The sequence below is a fragment of the Ruegeria haliotis genome, assembly GCF_013377785.1.
Lineage (GTDB): Bacteria > Pseudomonadota > Alphaproteobacteria > Rhodobacterales > Rhodobacteraceae > Ruegeria > Ruegeria haliotis.
The window spans coordinates 1-17470 of sequence record NZ_JABXWT010000003.1; the positions used below are offsets into that span (position 1 = coordinate 1).

Below are 17470 nucleotides of genomic sequence, written 5' to 3' on the forward strand. Positions count from 1 at the left end.
ATGCCCCCAGTCTCTCCTGAGCGTCCCAACCGTCTCTCCGGCCCGTCTCCAGCGCCTCACCAGCGCCGGTGAAGGGGTATTTACGGATTAGACCTCAGACCTGCAACCCCCATTTTGAAAAAACTTCACATTTCCCTGCAGAAACTTACTCACGTTAATGAAAACAACAGGTTAAGTTAAGAATCTCCACCGCTGACCCGTCAGTGCAATGCTTGAAACAAAGGAAGGGACGGCCTTTAGGCGGAATCGTACCCAATGCTTGGTACACACTCGGGACTCGGGCAAAGAAAACGCCGCCCGAGTCTCCTCGGACGGCGCACTTCCGTGATGGTCACGTGCTTATTTCAGATCAAACCGATCTGCGTTCATTACTTTGTTCCAGGCTGAAACAAAGTCACAGACGAACTTACCCTCAGCATCGGCCTGACCATAGACCTCGGCCAGCGCTCGCAATTGCGAGTTTGATCCAAAGACCAGATCGACACGTGTGCCGGTCCATTTGACTTCACCGTTGGCGCGGCCTTCATACACACCGGCCTCACTGGACGGTTTCCATTCGGTGCCCATATCCAGCAGGTTGGTGAAGAAGTCGGTACTGAGCGTCCCAACCCGATCAGTAAACACACCATGGGGCGAGCCACCAAAGTTCGCACCCAGAACGCGCAGACCACCCACCAGAGCAGTCATTTCTGGGGCGGACAGAGTCAGCAACTGAGCCTTATCGACCAACAACTCTTCCGGTGACACGGTGTACTCCGTCTTCTGGTAGTTGCGGAACCCATCAGCTGCCGGTTCAAGCACTGCAAACGATTCAACGTCCGTCTGCTCTTGCGTCGCGTCGGTCCGGCCTGGGGTAAATGGCACCTCGATATCCTGACCGCCCGCCTTCGCGGCCTGTTCGATGGCCGCAGCACCGGCAAGCACGATCAGATCGGCAAGCGACGCTTTCTTGTTGCCCGGCTGCGCCGCGTTGAACGCCTGTTGTATGCCTTCCAGGGCATCCAGCACTTTGGACAGCTTCAGTGGTTCATTCACGGCCCAGTCCTTTTGAGGAGCCAGACGGATATGTGCGCCATTGGCCCCACCGCGCAGGTCCGATCCCCGGAAGGTCGAAGCCGAGGCCCATGCTGTTGAAACCAATTCGGACACCGAAAGACCAGTGGCGAGGATCTGCGCCTTCAACGCTGCGGCATCCGCTTCATCGATCAGATCGTGATCCACTTCCGGGACATTGTCCTGCCACAGCAGCTCTTCGCGGGGCACTTCCGAACCCAGATACCGCGAGCGTGGGCCCATATCGCGATGAGTCAGCTTGAACCACGCACGGGCGAAGGCATCTGCAAACTCGTCCGGGTTCTCATGGAACCGTTTCGAGATCGGGCCATAGATCGGATCCATGCGCATCGCCATGTCGGCGGTGGTCATCATGGTTTTGACCTTTTTCGACGGGTCATGCGCCGCCGGGGCCATATCTTCTTCTTTCACGCCGATCGGCTCCCAGATCCAAGCGCCCGAAGGGCTTTTGGTCAGATTCCAGTCATAGCCGAACAGAAGGTCGAAAAAGCCGTTGTCCCATTTGATCGGATTCGCGGTCCAGGCACCTTCGATCCCGCTGGTTGTCGTATCGTCCCCTTTGCCGCTGCCAAACTTGTTGATCCAGCCAAGGCCCATCTCTTCGATCGGGGCTGCTTCGGGCTCTGGGCCAACCAGTTCGGGGTCGCCCGCACCATGCGCCTTGCCAAAGGTGTGACCACCCGCAACCAGAGCCACGGTTTCCTCGTCACCCATAGCCATCCGGCCAAATGTGTCACGGATGTCGCGGCCCGAAGCCAGAATGTTCGGCTCCCCATCCGGGCCTTCGGGGTTCACATAGATCAGACCCATCTGTACCGCAGCCAGCGGGTTTTCCAGATCACGCTCGCCCGAATAGCGACTGTGCGGGTTGTCCGTGGGGGCCAGCCATTCGGTTTCAGTACCCCAATAGATGTCTTCCTCGGGCGCCCAAATGTCTTCGCGACCACCAGCGAACCCAAAGGTTTTGCCGCCCATCGATTCAATGGCGCAGTTACCCGCCAAAATGATCAGGTCAGCCCAAGAGATCTGGTTGCCGTATTTCTGCTTGATCGGCCACAGCAGACGGCGCGCCTTATCCAGGTTGCCATTGTCCGGCCAACTGTTAAGCGGCGCAAAACGTTGGTTCCCGGTCGAGGCACCACCGCGCCCATCCGCCGTCCGGTAGGTTCCGGCACTGTGCCACGCCATACGAATAAAGAGACCACCATAGTGCCCATAATCCGCAGGCCACCAATCCTGCGAATCCGTCATCAATGCGTACAGGTCTTCTTTCAGCGCCTTCAAGTCGAGTTTCTTGAACTCTTCCGCGTAATCAAATCCCTCGCCCATCGGGTTCGAGGCCGGTGCGCGTTGATGCAGGATCGACAGGTTCAGTTGATTAGGCCACCAATCCCGGTTCGACCGGGTACCGGCACCATGCATTACCGGGCATTTGCCCATGTTGGGGTTATCACTTCCGTCCATATCGATCTCCATTCCTGGCTAAGTTCGGGCGACGTCGCGCGGTCAAATCTGAGGTGAACAAGATCAAAGGAAGATATTGGTGATGTCTTTCTGCGGATCTGGATAACAAAACGCGGATCTTGGGGCTGCAGACATCAACGACTCTTCTCTCTTGCTTCGCATCAGATATAGCAAGTTAAAGCCATTCTAAAAAGTTTTGTTTTCGCATGAAAGTCATAGTGAAAAATTATGGTAATTGCCCAATCTCTGCGTCACCCGAATAGCTTGGAGGCCCACCGCAGACAGTAACCTTGGGTCACGAGCATCATGAGGTGATTGTTTTTCGCCGCCATTCGGGCACTGTCTCACCCATCAGGCTGCGCTGTAAATCGGTGATGCGACTTCCGCGTCTGGCATCAGGCTGATCCACGCATCCGCCTACCCGATGCAACAAGCAAGGACATCAGGATGGAGTTTGACTACGTTATTGTTGGAGGCGGATCCGCAGGGTCGGTCCTGGCCAACCGCCTGAGCGAAGACTGGGACAAAAGCGTCTGCCTGCTTGAGGCCGGAGGCGGCGGCAATCACATCCTGATCAGAATGCCGGCGGCAGTTGTGGCCGCCCTGCCAGGGCGTCCCAAAATCAACAACTGGGCTTTAGAGACTGTCCCTCAGCAAGGGTTGAACGGGCGCAAGGGATACCAGCCGCGTGGCAAGACACTGGGTGGGTCCAGCGCGATCAACGCAATGCTGTATGTACGCGGGCAGCGTCAGGACTATGACGGGTGGGTCGATCTCGGTTGCGACGGTTGGGATTGGGACAGCATCCTTCCCTATTTCAAACGCGCCGAGAACAACGAACAGGGTGAGGACGATATGCATGGCGGCAGCGGGCCGCTGCACGTGTCCCATCAGAAAGAGCCGCGCCCGATTACCCATGCGTTTGTCGAAGCCGCCGAGCAGCTACAGCATCGCCGCTGTGATGATTTCAATCGGGGCGACAATGAAGGGGTTGGCCTGTATCAGGTAACGCAATTCCACGATCCAGCCAAGAACGGCGAACGGTGCTCGGCGGCGGCCGCTTATGTGTTTCCCGTCATGGATCGCCCGAACCTGACGGTCATCACGCATGCTCACGCTAAAGAACTGACCTTTGACAACAAACGCGCGACTGGTGTGATCTATAAGAGGAAAGCAAAAGGTCCGGACATTACGGTTCGGGCAAAGCGCGAGGTGCTGATCTGCGCCGGTGCATTGATGTCACCACAATTGCTGCAACTGTCCGGGATTGGGGCAGCAGACGAACTTGCCCAGCACGGAATCGCCGTCCGCCATGACCTGCCCGGCGTCGGCAAGAACCTGCAAGACCATCTGGATTTCATCCTCGCCTACAAAACCAAGGACACCGACACGTTCGGCATCGGTCCGGTTGGATCAGCACGGCTTCTGCGCCATCTCTGGCGCTGGCGCAAAACCGGTGTCTCGATGGCGGCGACGCCTTTCGCCGAAGGGGCTGCGTTTCTGAAAACCTCGCCTGATTTGGACCGACCCGACATACAGCTGCATTTCGCCATCGCGCTGGTCGATGATCATGCCCGCAAACTGCATTATGGCTACGGGTTCACCTGTCACGTTTGCAAACTGCGCCCCGAAAGCCGTGGAACGGTTGGATTGCACAGCGCGGACCCGTTTGCCCCTCCAGCCATTGACCCCGCCTTTCTATCCGACCACCGAGATCTTGAAACCCTGATCAGAGGTGCCCGGATGATGCGGGACATCATCGAGGCCCCGGCGCTGGCCAAGTATCGACACAAAGAGATGTTCGGAACCGACACCGCCCAATCAGATGCGGATTGGGAAAAACACATCCGCGCCCGTGCCGATACGATCTATCACCCGGTGGGTACCTGCAAAATGGGTGTGGACGAGATGGCCGTGGTTGACCCTGATCTGCGCGTACATGGGATCGAGGGGCTGCGCGTCGTGGATGCCTCGGTCATGCCGACGCTTGTATCCGGCAACACCAACGCGCCCACCATCATGATCGCCGAAAAGGCCGCTGACCTGATCAAAGCAGCAGCCTCGTGACCTAAGACGCCCTTACTGGCCTTTCATCAAGGCCTCTAGTCCAACGCGATAATCGGGATAGAGCAGCCGCACACCCAGCTCATCCTTGATGCGATTATTCCGGACCCGTTTGTTTTCATTATAGAAACTGCGGGCCATGGGGGTCAGGTCGGCCTCGTCATAGGACACCGCCGGGGGCAACGGCAGACCCTGCAATTCGGCGGCATAGCCGATCACGTCTTGCGGCGGGACAGGCTCGTCATCGCAGACATTATATACCGTGCCGGGATTGGGCGTGGCCATCGACGCCGCCAGAACCTGCGCGATATCATCGACGTGAATGCGTGAAAACACCTGCCCCGGCTTGATAATCCGCCGCAGACCGCCGCGTTTCAGTTTGGAAAACGGCCCACGACCGGGGCCATAGATGCCAGCCAGCCGGAAAACATGCACTGGCAAATCGGGAACATCCAACCACTGCTCCTCGGCCCGCATACGCCACCGGCCGCGTTCCGCCGTTGGAGCGGGAGGCGTCGTCTCATCGACCCAATCACCCTGATGATCTCCGTAGACAGCAGTCGTCGATAGATATCCCACCCAGGTGAACTGCGCGGCCCGCTTTGCAATATCGTCCCCCAGCGCAGCCAAAACCGGATCGCCGTCCGCCGTTGGCGCGGTCGAGATCAGCAGATGCGTCACCCCGTCCAGATTCGGATACCTCCCGGGCCAGATCACCGGCTCGGCACCCGAATCCTCAATCGCCGTTTCCCCTTTGGCGTCTCGCGTCGTGCCAATAATACGCCAACCCTGCAGCGTCAGAGTGCGGGACAGGGCCTGGGCCGAATACCCGTGACCAAATGAGAAGAGTGTATTTGTCATGTTCCCTTAGATGATCCGCCAGTGACGGGGATGCAAGCGCCGCATGGACGCACTTGATTCGAATCCCTCAATGCGCCTTGATTGAAACATGAGTGACAAAACACCCGACCTGCACACCGCCTATGCGCTGAAATCCCCCGAGGATAACAAACGCCTCTATGCCGAATGGGCAGGGGACTATGACGATAACTTTGCCGCGCGCGAAGATTATCAGCTGCATATCCAAACAGCGCGCGCCTTTGTCAGTGCTGGCGGTCAGGGTCCTGTTCTGGATGTAGGCGCCGGTACCGGTTTATGCGGGGCTGTTCTGGCCGGGCTGGGTGTCGGACCGATCGATGCAACGGATATCAGCGCGGAAATGTTGGATCAGGCGATGCGCAAGGACATCTATCGCGATGCGATCGAGGCCGATCTGAATCACGGAATTCCGGTGTCACGCGACAGCTACGCTGGCATCGTCTCATCCGGCACATTCACCCATGGCCATCTGGGCCCCGAAGTTCTGCCCGCATTGTTGCGCATCGCACGTCCCGGTGCCCAGTTTGCCCTGTCGATCAACGCCCAGCATTTTGAAAAGCTGGGCTTTGCGGACGCGCTACGCCGGATGGAACAGAACCAGATCCGCAACCTGACCCTGCCCAAGGTCCGCATTTACGGCGACCTTGCCGCTGGCCCAAACAAGGACGACACCGCCTTTGTTGCCCTGTTCGAACGGATTTAGCGTCCTTTCCAGACCGGGTCGCGCTTTTCCGCAAAGGCGCGGGCACCTTCCAGATTATCCTCGGACCCATACAGCACATCAACACTCGCCAATTGCCGTTTGGTGATCCGGTTCATGATGTCCTGGAACTTTGCATCCTCGGCTTCGCGCACAACTTCCTTGATGGCGGCGTAAACCAGCGGCGGCCCGCTGGCCAAAAGGCGCGCCAGTTCCCACGCGCGGGCCATCAGTTGATCTGCAGCCACGATCTCATTCACCAAACCCCAGCGATGACCTTCTTCCGCGTCGAACCAACGCCCGGTCAGCAGCAGCTCCATCGCGATGTGATACGGAATGCGCTTGGGCAGTTTGACGCTGGCGGCATCCGCCACGGTGCCGGACCGAATTTCAGGCAGGGCAAAGGTTGCATGATCGGCTGCGATGATCATGTCGGCACTCAGCGCCAGTTCCAATCCACCACCACACGCAATGCCATTGACTGCGGCGATGATCGGCTTGTTAAGGTGGCGCAGTTCCTGCAACCCGCCAAAGCCGCCAACGCCATAGTCACCATCCACCGCATCACCGTCTGCAGCCGCTTTCAGATCCCATCCCGGGCAAAAGAACTTCTCTCCGGCACCCGTCAGAACCGCCACACGCAGGTCCGGGTCGTCGCGGAAATCGCGGAAGACCTCGCCCATGATCCGGCTGGTTGCCAGATCGATCGCGTTTGCCTTTGGCCGGTCCAGAATGACTTCGAGAATGGCACCATCGCGGCGGGTTTTGATCGGGGTCATGAGCTTGCCTTTCGGATCAGCGCATCGACTGCAACAGCCTCATCGGCAGTGCAGATTAGCGGGTTGATTTCAACTTCTTCGACTGTTGCAGCATTGGCAATGATATAGTTTTGCACAGCTTCGACGACATCCAGTACCGCCTCTATGTTGGCCGCCGGTTTGCCGCGATATCCGGTGAGCAGGGGCGCACAGGCCAGATCGCCCAGTGCGTCCTGAACAGCCTCGCGAGATGATGGGATCAAAAGAGAAACCGTGTCGCGCAGAATTTCCGTCAGCACGCCGCCAGCCCCAAGCGTCAGGACAAACCCATGCGCCGCGTCCCGCGTGACACCGACCAACACCTCAGCAACCGAACCAACAGCCATTTCTTCGATCAGCACCTCTTTGGTCCCGACCGCAAACGCAGTGTCGAGCAATTCGACCGTCGTGACCCCGAGACGCACCGCACCATGCTCGGATTTATGAGCCAGCCCGACGCCCTTGACGGCGAATGGACCTTGCAAATCCAATCCGACCTGCTCTGCATCTTCTGCTGGCACAACGACGCTACGGGGCACAGATACCCCAAATGCGCCCAGCGCTGCTTTGGCTTCTGCTTCTGTCAGGATCTGATCGGCACATGTGGTGGACGGCAACAGCACTGGGTTCGACGGGCCAGACGCTGGACGTGCGGCGGCTTCGACGGCGGCCAGTGCTTCATGCAACCCGGCGAAGGGTACAACTCCGCCCTCCAGCAAACGTTGCGCAACTGGTTCGGGCATCAGTTCTGGCAAAGTCGCCGTCACGGCAAATGGACGCCCGGTCTGCGCAACACAATTCAGGGCAGCCTGTGTTGCGCAATCCCAATCCGTTGAATCCGTGTGCGGATAATCGACAATTGCCATAGTCAGAGCCTTATCTGGCCCCGTCAGCCCTGCCCAAGCGCGGGTCATCGCATCCGTATCGCGCCAAATATAAGTGTGGTAATCCAACGGATTTGCCAGTGCCACCATCGGGCCCAGCACGGCACGTAAATCGGTACGCTGATGATCGGTCAAGGAAGGGAAGTGCAGATCGCGGCATTCAGCCATATCAGCAGACAGGCTCGCCTCACCACCTGAACAGCTGATCATGCCCAGGCCATTTCCATCCAGACGACCAGTGATATGCAGCAGCTTCAGGCACTCCAAAAAGCTCGGGATATCGTCCAGTCGCGCGATGCCCAACCGGTCCAGAAAGGCCTGAGCCCCTGCATCTCCGCCCGCCACCGAGGCAGTGTGCGAGATCGTCGCCGCTTGCGCGTGATCGGAACGGCCCATTTTCAGCGCGATGATTGGAATATCGCGGTCGCGGGCCTTTTGGGCCAGAGCCTCCCATTTGCGCAGGTCGCCAAACCCTTCGATGTGAACCCCGATCGCCGTGACGCGATCATCGTCCAGCAGGGCCGATGCGATGTCGGCCTGATGTGTCTGCGCCTGATTTCCACAGGTCAGCATAAAGGCCAGCGGCAGCGCCCGGCGCTGCATCGTCATGTTGATGGCGATGTTCGAGCTTTGCGTCAGGATTGCAACACCGCGATCCACCGGACGCATACCATGCTGATCCGGCCAGACGGCAATACGATCCAGCGCATTGACGAAACCGTAGCAATTTGGCCCAAGAATCGGCATGTCGCCTGCGGCTGCAACCAGTTGCTCCTGGAGGTTGGCAGCCTGATCATCTTCGGCGTTTGCTTCGGTAAAGCCTGATGCAAAACAAACCGCGCCGCCGGCACCTGCCGCTGACAGGGCCGACACAGCCGACACAGTGGCATGCCTGTTTATTCCGACAAAGGTGACATCCGGAGCTCGGGGTAAATCCTCGATTGAGGCAAATGCCCGCAAACCGCCAATTTGTTCGGCCTTTGGATGAACAGGCCAGATGTCCCCCTCAAACCCAAACTTTTGCGCCTGAGAAATCACTTCGGCACACCACGCGCCACCGCCGATGACGGCCAGTGAAGATGGGTTCAGGGCACGCCTCAACGGCATCATGCGCCAAGTGCCCTCAGCAGGTCACGGCTGATGATATGACGCTGAATCTCGCTGGTGCCGTCCCAGATTCGTTCGACCCGGGCATCGCGCCAGAACCGCTCCAGCGGATAATCATCCATCAGACCCATGCCACCATGGACCTGAATCGCCGCATCGGTTACCCGCGCCAGCATCTCGGACGCATAAAGCTTGGCCGACGCAATCTCACGGTTCGCTGGCAGTCCTTTGTCCAGTCGGTCAGCCGCAGCCAGCGTCAGCAGGTCGGCTGCATCGATTTCAGTGATCATGTCGGCAATTTGGAAGGACACACCCTGAAACTTGCCGATCTTCTGGCCAAACTGCTCGCGTGTGGCGGCGTAGTCCAGGGCATAATCGAAAGCACGGCGTGCCCGACCGACGGACATGGCGGCCACGGTGATGCGCGTGGCGTAAAGCCAAGTGTTCATCACATCGAACCCACCATCAATCTCACCCAGAACCTGCGCATCCGGAAGGCGGCAGTCGTCAAAGTCCAAAACCATGTTCTTGTAGCCGCGATGGCTAACCGACTTGTACCCGTCACGAATGGTGAATCCGGGCGTTCCCCGATCCACCAAAAACGCCGTAATCCGCTTTTTCGGGCCTTTTGACGTCTGATCTTCGCCCGTTGCGATAAAGACGATGATGAAATCCGCGTGCTCCGCACCCGAGATGAAATGCTTGGTTCCGTTGACCACCCAATCGCCGCCATCCCGCACCGCCGCACATTTCATGCCACGCACGTCCGAGCCTGCGCCCGGTTCGGTCATCGCAAGCGCATCCGTTTTTTCACCGCGTACCGCAGGCATCAGGTACCGCTCGACCTGTTCACCCTCGCACGCCATCAGGATATTCTGTGGCCGTCCGAAGAAATGGTTCAGCGCCATCGAACCGCGGCCCAATTCCCGCTCGACCAATGCGAATTCAAGATGGTTCAGACCAGCACAACCAACACTTTCCGGGAAATTGCAGGCGTAAAACCCCAACTCGATGGTCTTGCGCTTGATCTCATCCGCAATTTCCTGCGGCACTTCGCCAGTGCGTTCGACCATCTCCTCATGCGGGTAAATCTCATTCTCGACAAAACTGCGAACGGTCGAGGCAATCATCTCTTGTTCGTCGGACACGCCATATTGCATCTGAAATCTCCACATCTGAGCCTGGGAATATCCTGACGCGGCTTGCACTCGGCAACCTGCAACAATAGACGTTTATCATGCCAAAATGGACTAAATATCCCTCTGCACCGCAGCATATCGGTGTTCTTCTGTTCGACGGGTTTTCCAACCATTGTCTGGCCAATACGGTCGAGCCATTGCGGGCGGCAAATATGCTATCAGGGCGCACTCTGTATGACTGGCAGTTCCTCTCGATAGGCGCCGAACCGGTGATATCCTCCTCAGGTTTGCAGGTTGCACCGCATGGAACACTTCAGAAATCCAGCGGCGATTTGCTTATGGTGATGCCGTCCTACGGGTTTCAAGCCCATGGCGGCTGGCAAACTTTGGCGGGGTTGAGATCGGCAGCCCTGCGGTATGATGTGCTGACCGGTCTGGACACGGGTAGTTGGCTATTGGCGCTGGCGGGCCTGCTGGATGGGCATCGCGCCACTATTCATTGGGAAGAACTGACACGGTTTACCGAGAGGTTCCCTGAAGTGGACGCCCTTCGCGAGCGATACATCATCGACGGCAATCGCATCACCTGTTCCGGCGCCATGGCGGCCTTTGATCTGGTGTTGCACCTGATCGGACAAGATCAGGGGCAAGCGCTGGCGCTTGAGGTGGCACAGCTGTTCATGACCCGCGACTCCGCGCGTTCGCACGCAGGCGGGGCCGGAGCGACCAGCGGCTATGTCAACAAGGCGCTGGCGGTGATGCAGGAACATCTGGAAACGCCGCTCACAGTGTCCGAGATCGCCAACCGCGTCGGCCGCTCGCAAAAGGCGTTGGCGGTGCGCATGAATGCCGAACTGGGCGCAGGTCCAGCGCAGGTTTATCGCCGTCTCCGGCTAAACCTGGCCCGCAAACTGGTGACCGAGACCGACATGACCATCGGAGAGATTGCCTTGCGCGCGGGTTATGACGACCCCAGCGCCCTGACCCGCGCATTCAAGACCGAATTCGGGGTCACACCGCGCGCTTTACGAACTCCGCAATCCTGACACCGCGTTCAACCAAACATCCGCTTCTTTCGGGCCCGCGTTTCGGCAGTCGCCTCGGACGATCCGTCATGGAATGTCCCGAACCAGCGATCCCAGGGCATTTCCTGATTACCATAGTTGCATTCGTAATACCGATGGTGAAGCTGATGATAGAACGTGCCCAATGCCAGACGTCTTTTGTCTTTGACCAAAAGATCTTGGTATCCCGTATGGGTCATCGCCGCGCCCGGTCCCTGAAACACGATGTGGAAATACAGATGGATGGGATGCGATGGCACGATCCAATGAATGCACAGGGTGGTCAGGTAAAAGAAGTGCTCGACCGGGTGCATGGAAAACCCGGACCAAGGGCCGATATTAACATTGCGGTGGTGCAGGCTGTGGACCTTTTTGTACAGGACCGGCTGATGCAGCAGCCGGTGCACCCAGTAAAAATGGAATGCCGACCACATCGGGATCAGGATTAGCCACAGCATAAACCAGACGGGATGTTCAGCAAAGGTGATGACAGGTGCGTACCCATTGGCCATCAACCACATTGTGGCCACCTGAAACCCGGTCAGTTGCAGCCCGCCTGATCCCAGCGACCAGAACATGTTGTCTTTGACCTGATCGCTGAAATTCCACAGCGCGTTGTTCTTGCCCTGCTCACGGCGTTCGAACTTCAGCTTCTGTCCTTGCGACTTGCGTATGTAGAAATACCAATGCAGACCGCCAGCCACCGCAAAAATCATTGTGAAGTTCACCAGCCAGATCTGAAACACCCAACCAAAGGCAAGTATTTTTGCGCTCTCCAGTGATGGATAGAAAAACGCCCAGAGCGCAACGGCCAACACCAGCATCAACACCCGCTCGCTTAGCGTCAGCCAGTTCCGAACCAACCAGCCCAGCAGAAAGGTTGGGTTGGGTGGCCATTGAAAAACAGACCGGTTCTCGAGCGGAAGATCCGGATGATAATTCCACTCTTTGCTCATGTCCTGCGTCTGAGAGTTGTCCGTCACGTTCAAGTTTCCCTGATTGAGCAGCCGTCAAATTCGTTTCGACCAGCCCCACGTCTCGTTTACCGGCGCAGGGCAGACGCAATCTGTCCGGATCTTGTAATCAGGATGCGTAATCCGAGCCTTCGGCATCAAGCAGCGTCTTGATCTCTCGCAGATGTGCCTCGGCCTGACCGGGATAGTCGTCCAGCTCCTGCGCCGTCTTCTCGGCGATCTCATCCGACAGGACGCGCAGCGGTTGGTCAGTTTGAAGCGCACGGATGTAGGTTTCCGCCGCACGTTCGAAATAATAGAGTCTATTAAAGGTGTCTGCAGGATCGCTGCCGATGATCAGAACCCCGTGATTGCCCATGATCATGACCTTCTTTTTCGGGTCAGACAGCATCGACGCACAGCGCTCACCTTCGCTGTCAAAAGCCAGCCCGCCGAATTCTTCGTCGATCACGTAGCGATCGTAGAACGTCGCCGTATTCTGATCGATCGGCGGCAGTGTACTGTCAGCCAGCGAGGCAAGCACAGTGGCAAAAATCGAGTGCACATGCATGACACAGCGCGCATGGGGACAAAAACGGTGGATCGATCCGTGCAGGCCCCAGGCTGTCGGATCCGGCGCGCCAGGTTGGCTCATCACGTCCGGATCGTTGGCATCCAGCAGCAACAGGTCTGATGCGCGGATGCGGGCGAAATGCATTTGATTTGGGTTCATCAGGAACTGTGTGCCATCCTCATTCACCGCAAGGCTGAAATGGTTGGCCACGGCTTCGTGCATGTTCAGGCGTTCAGTCCAGCGGAAGGTAGCCGCCATGTCCACACGCTCAGACCAATGGTCGATATTGGGGCGAAGATTGGCGACACTCATTGCTAGGCTCCTATGGCAATCTGGATTTGACAAGAAGCGTGCATCCAGCCCTGGGATTTGACCAACGAAAAAAACGCAACTATCCCAGTAGCAAAACTTATACCAAGGTTATGTTGATGCAGAAACCGCTACCGCCACTGGGTTGGCTGCGCACCTTCGAGGCCGCCGCGCGCCATCTGTCTTTTACCGGCGCAGCCCGTGATCTGAACATGACGCAGAGCGCGGTCAGCCAGCAGATCAAGTCACTGGAAGGATATCTGGGGCAGCCTTTGTTCCTGCGGCGACCAAGGGCGCTAGAGTTGACAGAGGCTGGCATTACCTATCTGCCTGTGGTGCGCGAAGCCTTCCGAACGTTGGTACGCGGCACCCAAGCCGTCACCGGCGCGCAGCAAAACGCGGTTCAGGTGCAATGCAACATCAGTTTTGCGGTCAATTGGCTGGCCCCGCGCCTGCCCGCGTTTCGCGCCGAACACCCAGATGTGCAGCTCAACATATTCACCGAGCTTTGGGAGCCTCGCGAAATGGCCGAAGGTGCAGCTGTGGAAATCCGCTTTTCCCTGAGACCCGCAGACTCGGTCCGTACTGAGTTGCTTCGGATGGAACACTATTACCCTGTTTGCGCCCCTGGTTTTCAAGTCAGTTTGGACAATCTGCAGCAGCAACCTTTGTTCGATTGCTCGAACCTGCTGTCAAATTGGTCAAGTTGGGCGGAAGATCAGACACTGACGTGGAATAATCCTTTGATTACCTATGCCACCACCTATCTTGTATGCCTGTCTGCCACCATGGCTGGCGGCGGGTTGTGTCTGGCCCATGACGCCATTGCAGGCCATCTGATCGACCAGGGCCTGCTGATTGCGCCATTCAAACATCGCGCACCGATGCCAGAGGCCTATTACCTGCTTTTGTCTCCTCAGGCAGAAGAGACACCCGGCGCTGTGGCCTTCGCCAATTGGGTGCGCCGTGAAATTGAGCCCGATCGCCTTAACTGATCGGCCCCAGGACAAGGCTCCCGCCCAACGTCATTGCCCCCTTTGGGGCACCTTCTCTGGTTGGGCCGGGCAGCGCTGGCGCGCTGCGGGCACGTGAACTCCTGTTGGGCGGTGGCAGGGATTTGCGACGGTTTCATGATACCCAATTACCGGGGTTGCACCTGACCGCGCATTCGGGAAAGTTGAGCCATGGAACACATACCTTTCCCAACTTGGCCCGATGTCGCCCCCCGTTTGATCGCAGTCGCAGCCGGACGTGAGGCCGCGGACATGGTTATTCGCGGTGGCGTCTGGGTGAATGTCCACAGCCGAGAACTGCTGCCGGATCACTCGGTGGCGATTGCAGCCGGGCGCATTGCCTTTGTCGGGCCGGATGCCGGGCACTGCATCGGACCCGATACACAGATCATCGAAGCGCAGGGTCGATATATTCTGCCCGGTCTGTGTGATGCGCATATGCATATCGAGTCGGGCATGCTGACACCTGCCGAATTTGCCCGGGCAGTCATTCCGCATGGCACCACCTCGATGTTCACCGATCCGCATGAGATCGCGAATGTTCTGGGGCTGGAGGGCGTGCGTATGATGCATGACGAAGCCATGATGCAGCCAGTGAACATCTTCACCCAGATGCCATCCTGCGCACCATCGGCACCGGGGCTTGAGACCACAGGGTACGAAATCTCGCCGGAAGATGTGGCCGAGGCGATGTCATGGCCCGGTATCATTGGCCTTGGAGAGATGATGAATTTTCCGGGCGTGATCCATGGCGACCCCAAGATGTTGGCCGAGATTGCCGCAACCCAACGGGCCGGTAAAACGGTAGGCGGGCATTACGCGTCACCTGATTTGGGGCCAGACTTCGCCGCTTATGTCGCGGGTGGCCCGGCAGATGATCATGAAGGCACCTGCGAGGCGGACGCTATCGCGCGGGTGCGGCAAGGGATGCGGTCGATGATGCGGCTGGGGTCGGCCTGGTATGATGTCGAAAACCAGATTACCGCCATAACCGAGAAAGGCCTGGACCCGCGAAACTTTGTCCTGTGCACCGATGATTGTCATTCCGGCACGCTGGTGAATGACGGCCATATGAACCGCGTGGTCCGCCATGCGATTGCGTGCGGATGTGATCCGCTGATCGCGCTGCAGATGGCTACGATCAACACCGCCACCCATTTCGGGCTGGAGCGCGAGATCGGTTCAGTCACGCCCGGTCGGCGGGCGGACATTATCCTCAGCTCGGATCTGTCAGGCCTGCCGATCGAAACAGTCATTGCCCGCGGTCAGATCGTGGCCGAAAACGGCGCGATCACGGTGGATTGCCCGCATCTCGACTGGCCCGATCAGGCGCGGAACACTGTGCATCTGGGGCATAAATTGACCTCGGAAGATTTTGAAGTTCAGGCACCCGCAGGTGCAAATCGGGTGCAAGCCAACGTCATCGGCGTGGTCGAGAATCAGGCCCCGACAAAAGCACTGAAGGCGGAACTGCCTATCATTGGCGGTTTGGTCGAGGGCGAAGGCGACGTCTGCCAGATTTCATTGGTCGAACGACATCGCGCCACCGGTGGGGTAGCGAACGCCTTTGTGTCCGGCTTTGGCTATCAGGGCCGCATGGCGATGGCTTCGACAGTGGCCCATGACAGCCACCACATGATCGTTGTGGGCACCGACCGCGAACAGATGGCGCTCGCCGCAAATCGGCTGGCCGAAGTGGGGGGTGGCATCACTCTCTTCCAGGATGGTCAGGAACTGGCATTGGTAGAACTGCCTATTGCTGGCCTGATGTCCGACAACCCCGCCGCAGACGTTGCGGCCAAAGCGGAAAACCTGGTCAAAGCGATGGAGGCCTGTGGCTGCCAGCTTAATAACGCGTACATGCAGCATTCCCTGCTGGCTTTGGTTGTGATTCCCGAATTGCGGATCTCAGACCTTGGGCTGGTGGATGTGCGCACCTTCAAGAAAATCGACCTTCTGGAACCACTGGCATGACAACAATAGTAACACACGAAGCACTTAGCCCCGATAGTTTCACGGACCCTGTGGCCGCCGTCGCGCGCCTGGAAGAACTTTATACCAAGGCAACAGAATTCTTATGCGAAAGCTTCTCGAAAGCGATGAACGAAGGGGCGCCATCCGAGCGTTACCGCGCCTATTACCCCGAGCTGCGGATCAAGACATCCTCTTATGCGCAGGTCGACAGTCGGCTTAGCTTCGGTCACGTTTCCGAGCCCGGCACTCATGCGATTACGATAACCCGGCCTGATCTGTTTCGGGCCTATCTGACGCAGCAAATTGCGCTGCTGATCAAGAACCATGATCAACCTGTCACCGTTGGCCTATCGAAAACACCCATTCCGTTGCATTTTGCGGTCGCAAACAACACCGATCTGGCAGCGCTGAATCAGGGTCCGGCAGGTTTCACGTTGCGCGATGTCTTTGATGTTCCGGATCTGAACACCACCAATGACGACATCGTCAACGGGGTCCACGAGAATGACGATGGTATCGGCCCACTGGCGCTGTTCACGGCGCAGCGGGTCGACTACTCCCTCGCACGGTTGTCACATTACACCGCGACAGACCCGAGCCATTTTCAGAACCACGTGCTGTTCACCAACTATCAGTTCTATGTCTCGGAATTCGAGAACTACGCGCGCGAACAGCTGGCCGACCCGGACAGTGGCTATACAAGCTTTGTCTCAACCGGAAATGTTGAGATCACAGCGCCGGATGCCACGCTGGAGCAACCGCTGAAGCTGCCGCAGATGCCGACCTATCACCTGAAACGTGCGGACGGGTCCGGGATCACGCTGGTCAATATTGGCGTCGGCCCATCAAACGCCAAGACAGCCACAGACCATATCGCGGTTCTGCGGCCGCATGCCTGGCTGATGGTCGGTCACTGCGCCGGGCTGCGCAACACGCAGGCGCTGGGGGACTTCGTTCTGGCCCATGCGTACTTGCGCGAGGACAAGGTGCTGGACGACGACCTGCCCGTTTGGGTGCCGATCCCGCCGCTGGCCGAAATGCAGGTGGCGCTGGAGCGGGCCGTGGCTGAAGTGACCAAACTGGAAGGTTATGAGCTGAAGCGGATCATGCGCACCGGCACCGTCGCCTCAGTCGACAACCGCAACTGGGAACTGCGCGATCAGTCCGGGCCAGTACAGCGGCTCAGCCAGTCACGCGCCATCGCGTTGGATATGGAGAGCGCCACAATCGCTGCAAACGGCTACCGGTTCCGTGTTCCTTACGGGACATTGCTGTGCGTATCGGACAAGCCGCTGCATGGAGAATTGAAGTTGCCGGGCATGGCTTCGTCCTTCTATACCACCCAAGTCAGCCGTCATTTGGCGATCGGAATACGGGCGATGGAACACCTGCGCGGCATGCCGTTAGAGCGTCTGCACAGCCGGAAATTGCGTTCTTTTGACGAAACGGCCTTCCTCTGAAGCAAAAAAGCAACG

Annotated in this window: 13 protein-coding genes; 6 read left to right on the forward strand and 7 right to left on the reverse strand. The window is 58.0% G+C overall.

Annotation, left to right across the window (positions count from 1 at the left end; all coding sequences use genetic code 11):
• Positions 1-339: 339 nt before the first annotated feature.
• Positions 340-2538, reverse strand: a complete 2199-nt coding sequence (gene katG / locus HW561_RS08555; RefSeq protein ID WP_176863706.1) for a catalase/peroxidase HPI — start codon at positions 2536-2538, stop codon at positions 340-342.
• 447 nt (positions 2539-2985) lie between these two features.
• Here katG and HW561_RS08560 point away from each other — a divergent pair, with 447 nt between their 5' ends.
• A complete protein-coding gene (locus tag HW561_RS08560; protein WP_176863708.1) occupies positions 2986-4605 on the forward strand; it encodes a GMC family oxidoreductase in 1620 nt (539 codons plus the stop codon).
• Between the two features lie 12 nt (positions 4606-4617).
• Here HW561_RS08560 and HW561_RS08565 read toward each other — a convergent pair whose 3' ends face one another.
• Complete coding sequence (locus HW561_RS08565) at positions 4618-5463, reverse strand: SDR family oxidoreductase (RefSeq protein WP_176863710.1); 846 nt, start codon at positions 5461-5463, stop codon at positions 4618-4620.
• Between the two features lie 88 nt (positions 5464-5551).
• Between HW561_RS08565 and HW561_RS08570 the strand changes: the two genes are divergently transcribed.
• Positions 5552-6184: a class I SAM-dependent DNA methyltransferase gene (locus tag HW561_RS08570; protein ID WP_176863712.1), complete on the forward strand. Its 633-nt coding sequence runs from the start codon at positions 5552-5554 to the stop codon at positions 6182-6184.
• Here the strand turns inward: HW561_RS08570 and HW561_RS08575 are convergent.
• From HW561_RS08575 to HW561_RS08585, 3 genes are read right to left on the reverse strand one after another with little or no spacing between them, the layout of a single operon-like run.
• Positions 6181-6960: a carnitinyl-CoA dehydratase gene (locus tag HW561_RS08575; protein WP_176863714.1), complete on the reverse strand. Its 780-nt coding sequence runs from the start codon at positions 6958-6960 to the stop codon at positions 6181-6183. The genes HW561_RS08570 and HW561_RS08575 overlap by 4 nt on opposite strands.
• Entirely contained in the window at positions 6957-8972 is a 2016-nt protein-coding gene (locus tag HW561_RS08580) for an acetate--CoA ligase family protein (RefSeq protein ID WP_176863716.1), read from the reverse strand. Before HW561_RS08580 ends, HW561_RS08575 begins: the two co-directional genes overlap by 4 nt.
• Positions 8969-10129, reverse strand: coding sequence for an acyl-CoA dehydrogenase family protein (locus tag HW561_RS08585; protein WP_176863718.1), 1161 nt, complete (start codon positions 10127-10129; stop codon positions 8969-8971). Before HW561_RS08585 ends, HW561_RS08580 begins: the two co-directional genes overlap by 4 nt.
• A gap of 77 nt (positions 10130-10206) precedes the next feature.
• Here HW561_RS08585 and HW561_RS08590 point away from each other — a divergent pair, with 77 nt between their 5' ends.
• A complete protein-coding gene (locus HW561_RS08590) occupies positions 10207-11154 on the forward strand; it encodes a GlxA family transcriptional regulator (protein WP_176863720.1) in 948 nt (315 codons plus the stop codon).
• A gap of 8 nt (positions 11155-11162) precedes the next feature.
• Here the strand turns inward: HW561_RS08590 and HW561_RS08595 are convergent, their stop codons facing one another.
• Both HW561_RS08595 and HW561_RS08600 read right to left on the reverse strand, forming a co-directional pair.
• Positions 11163-12155, reverse strand: coding sequence for a sterol desaturase family protein (locus tag HW561_RS08595; protein WP_328803267.1), 993 nt, complete (start codon positions 12153-12155; stop codon positions 11163-11165).
• Positions 12156-12255: 100 nt separating this feature from the next.
• Complete coding sequence (locus HW561_RS08600; RefSeq protein WP_176863722.1) at positions 12256-13011, reverse strand: class II aldolase and adducin N-terminal domain-containing protein; 756 nt, start codon at positions 13009-13011, stop codon at positions 12256-12258.
• Positions 13012-13127: 116 nt separating this feature from the next.
• Here HW561_RS08600 and HW561_RS08605 point away from each other — a divergent pair, with 116 nt between their 5' ends.
• The 3 genes from HW561_RS08605 to HW561_RS08615 all read left to right on the forward strand — a co-directional run bounded on the left by HW561_RS08605 (position 13128) and on the right by HW561_RS08615 (position 17455).
• The gene (locus HW561_RS08605) at positions 13128-14003 is read left to right on the forward strand and encodes a LysR family transcriptional regulator (protein ID WP_176863724.1); all 876 of its coding nucleotides are present in this window, start codon (positions 13128-13130) and stop codon (positions 14001-14003) included.
• Between the two features lie 189 nt (positions 14004-14192).
• Positions 14193-15995 (forward strand): adenine deaminase, encoded by a 1803-nt coding sequence (ade, locus tag HW561_RS08610; RefSeq protein WP_176863726.1) that lies wholly within the window; start codon positions 14193-14195, stop codon positions 15993-15995.
• A complete protein-coding gene (locus tag HW561_RS08615) occupies positions 15992-17455 on the forward strand; it encodes an AMP nucleosidase (RefSeq protein ID WP_176863728.1) in 1464 nt (487 codons plus the stop codon). The genes ade and HW561_RS08615 overlap by 4 nt, the downstream gene beginning before the upstream one ends.
• Positions 17456-17470 lie beyond the last annotated feature (15 nt).

What these genes read in the sequence shown, in the direction of transcription:
- HW561_RS08565 (WP_176863710.1), bottom strand. Translation starts at nt 5,463, where the DNA reads ATGACAAATACACTCTTCTCATTTGGTCACGGGTATTCGGCCCAGGCC.
- HW561_RS08615 (WP_176863728.1), top strand. Translation starts at nt 15,992, where the DNA reads ATGACAACAATAGTAACACACGAAGCACTTAGCCCCGATAGTTTCACG.
- HW561_RS08575 (WP_176863714.1), bottom strand. Translation starts at nt 6,960, where the DNA reads ATGACCCCGATCAAAACCCGCCGCGATGGTGCCATTCTCGAAGTCATT.
- HW561_RS08605 (WP_176863724.1), top strand. Translation starts at nt 13,128, where the DNA reads ATGCAGAAACCGCTACCGCCACTGGGTTGGCTGCGCACCTTCGAGGCC.
- HW561_RS08580 (WP_176863716.1), bottom strand. Translation starts at nt 8,972, where the DNA reads ATGATGCCGTTGAGGCGTGCCCTGAACCCATCTTCACTGGCCGTCATC.
- HW561_RS08560 (WP_176863708.1), top strand. Translation starts at nt 2,986, where the DNA reads ATGGAGTTTGACTACGTTATTGTTGGAGGCGGATCCGCAGGGTCGGTC.
- katG (WP_176863706.1), bottom strand. Translation starts at nt 2,538, where the DNA reads ATGGACGGAAGTGATAACCCCAACATGGGCAAATGCCCGGTAATGCAT.
- HW561_RS08600 (WP_176863722.1), bottom strand. Translation starts at nt 13,011, where the DNA reads ATGAGTGTCGCCAATCTTCGCCCCAATATCGACCATTGGTCTGAGCGT.
- ade (WP_176863726.1), top strand. Translation starts at nt 14,193, where the DNA reads ATGGAACACATACCTTTCCCAACTTGGCCCGATGTCGCCCCCCGTTTG.
- HW561_RS08585 (WP_176863718.1), bottom strand. Translation starts at nt 10,129, where the DNA reads ATGCAATATGGCGTGTCCGACGAACAAGAGATGATTGCCTCGACCGTT.
- HW561_RS08570 (WP_176863712.1), top strand. Translation starts at nt 5,552, where the DNA reads ATGAGTGACAAAACACCCGACCTGCACACCGCCTATGCGCTGAAATCC.
- HW561_RS08590 (WP_176863720.1), top strand. Translation starts at nt 10,207, where the DNA reads ATGCCAAAATGGACTAAATATCCCTCTGCACCGCAGCATATCGGTGTT.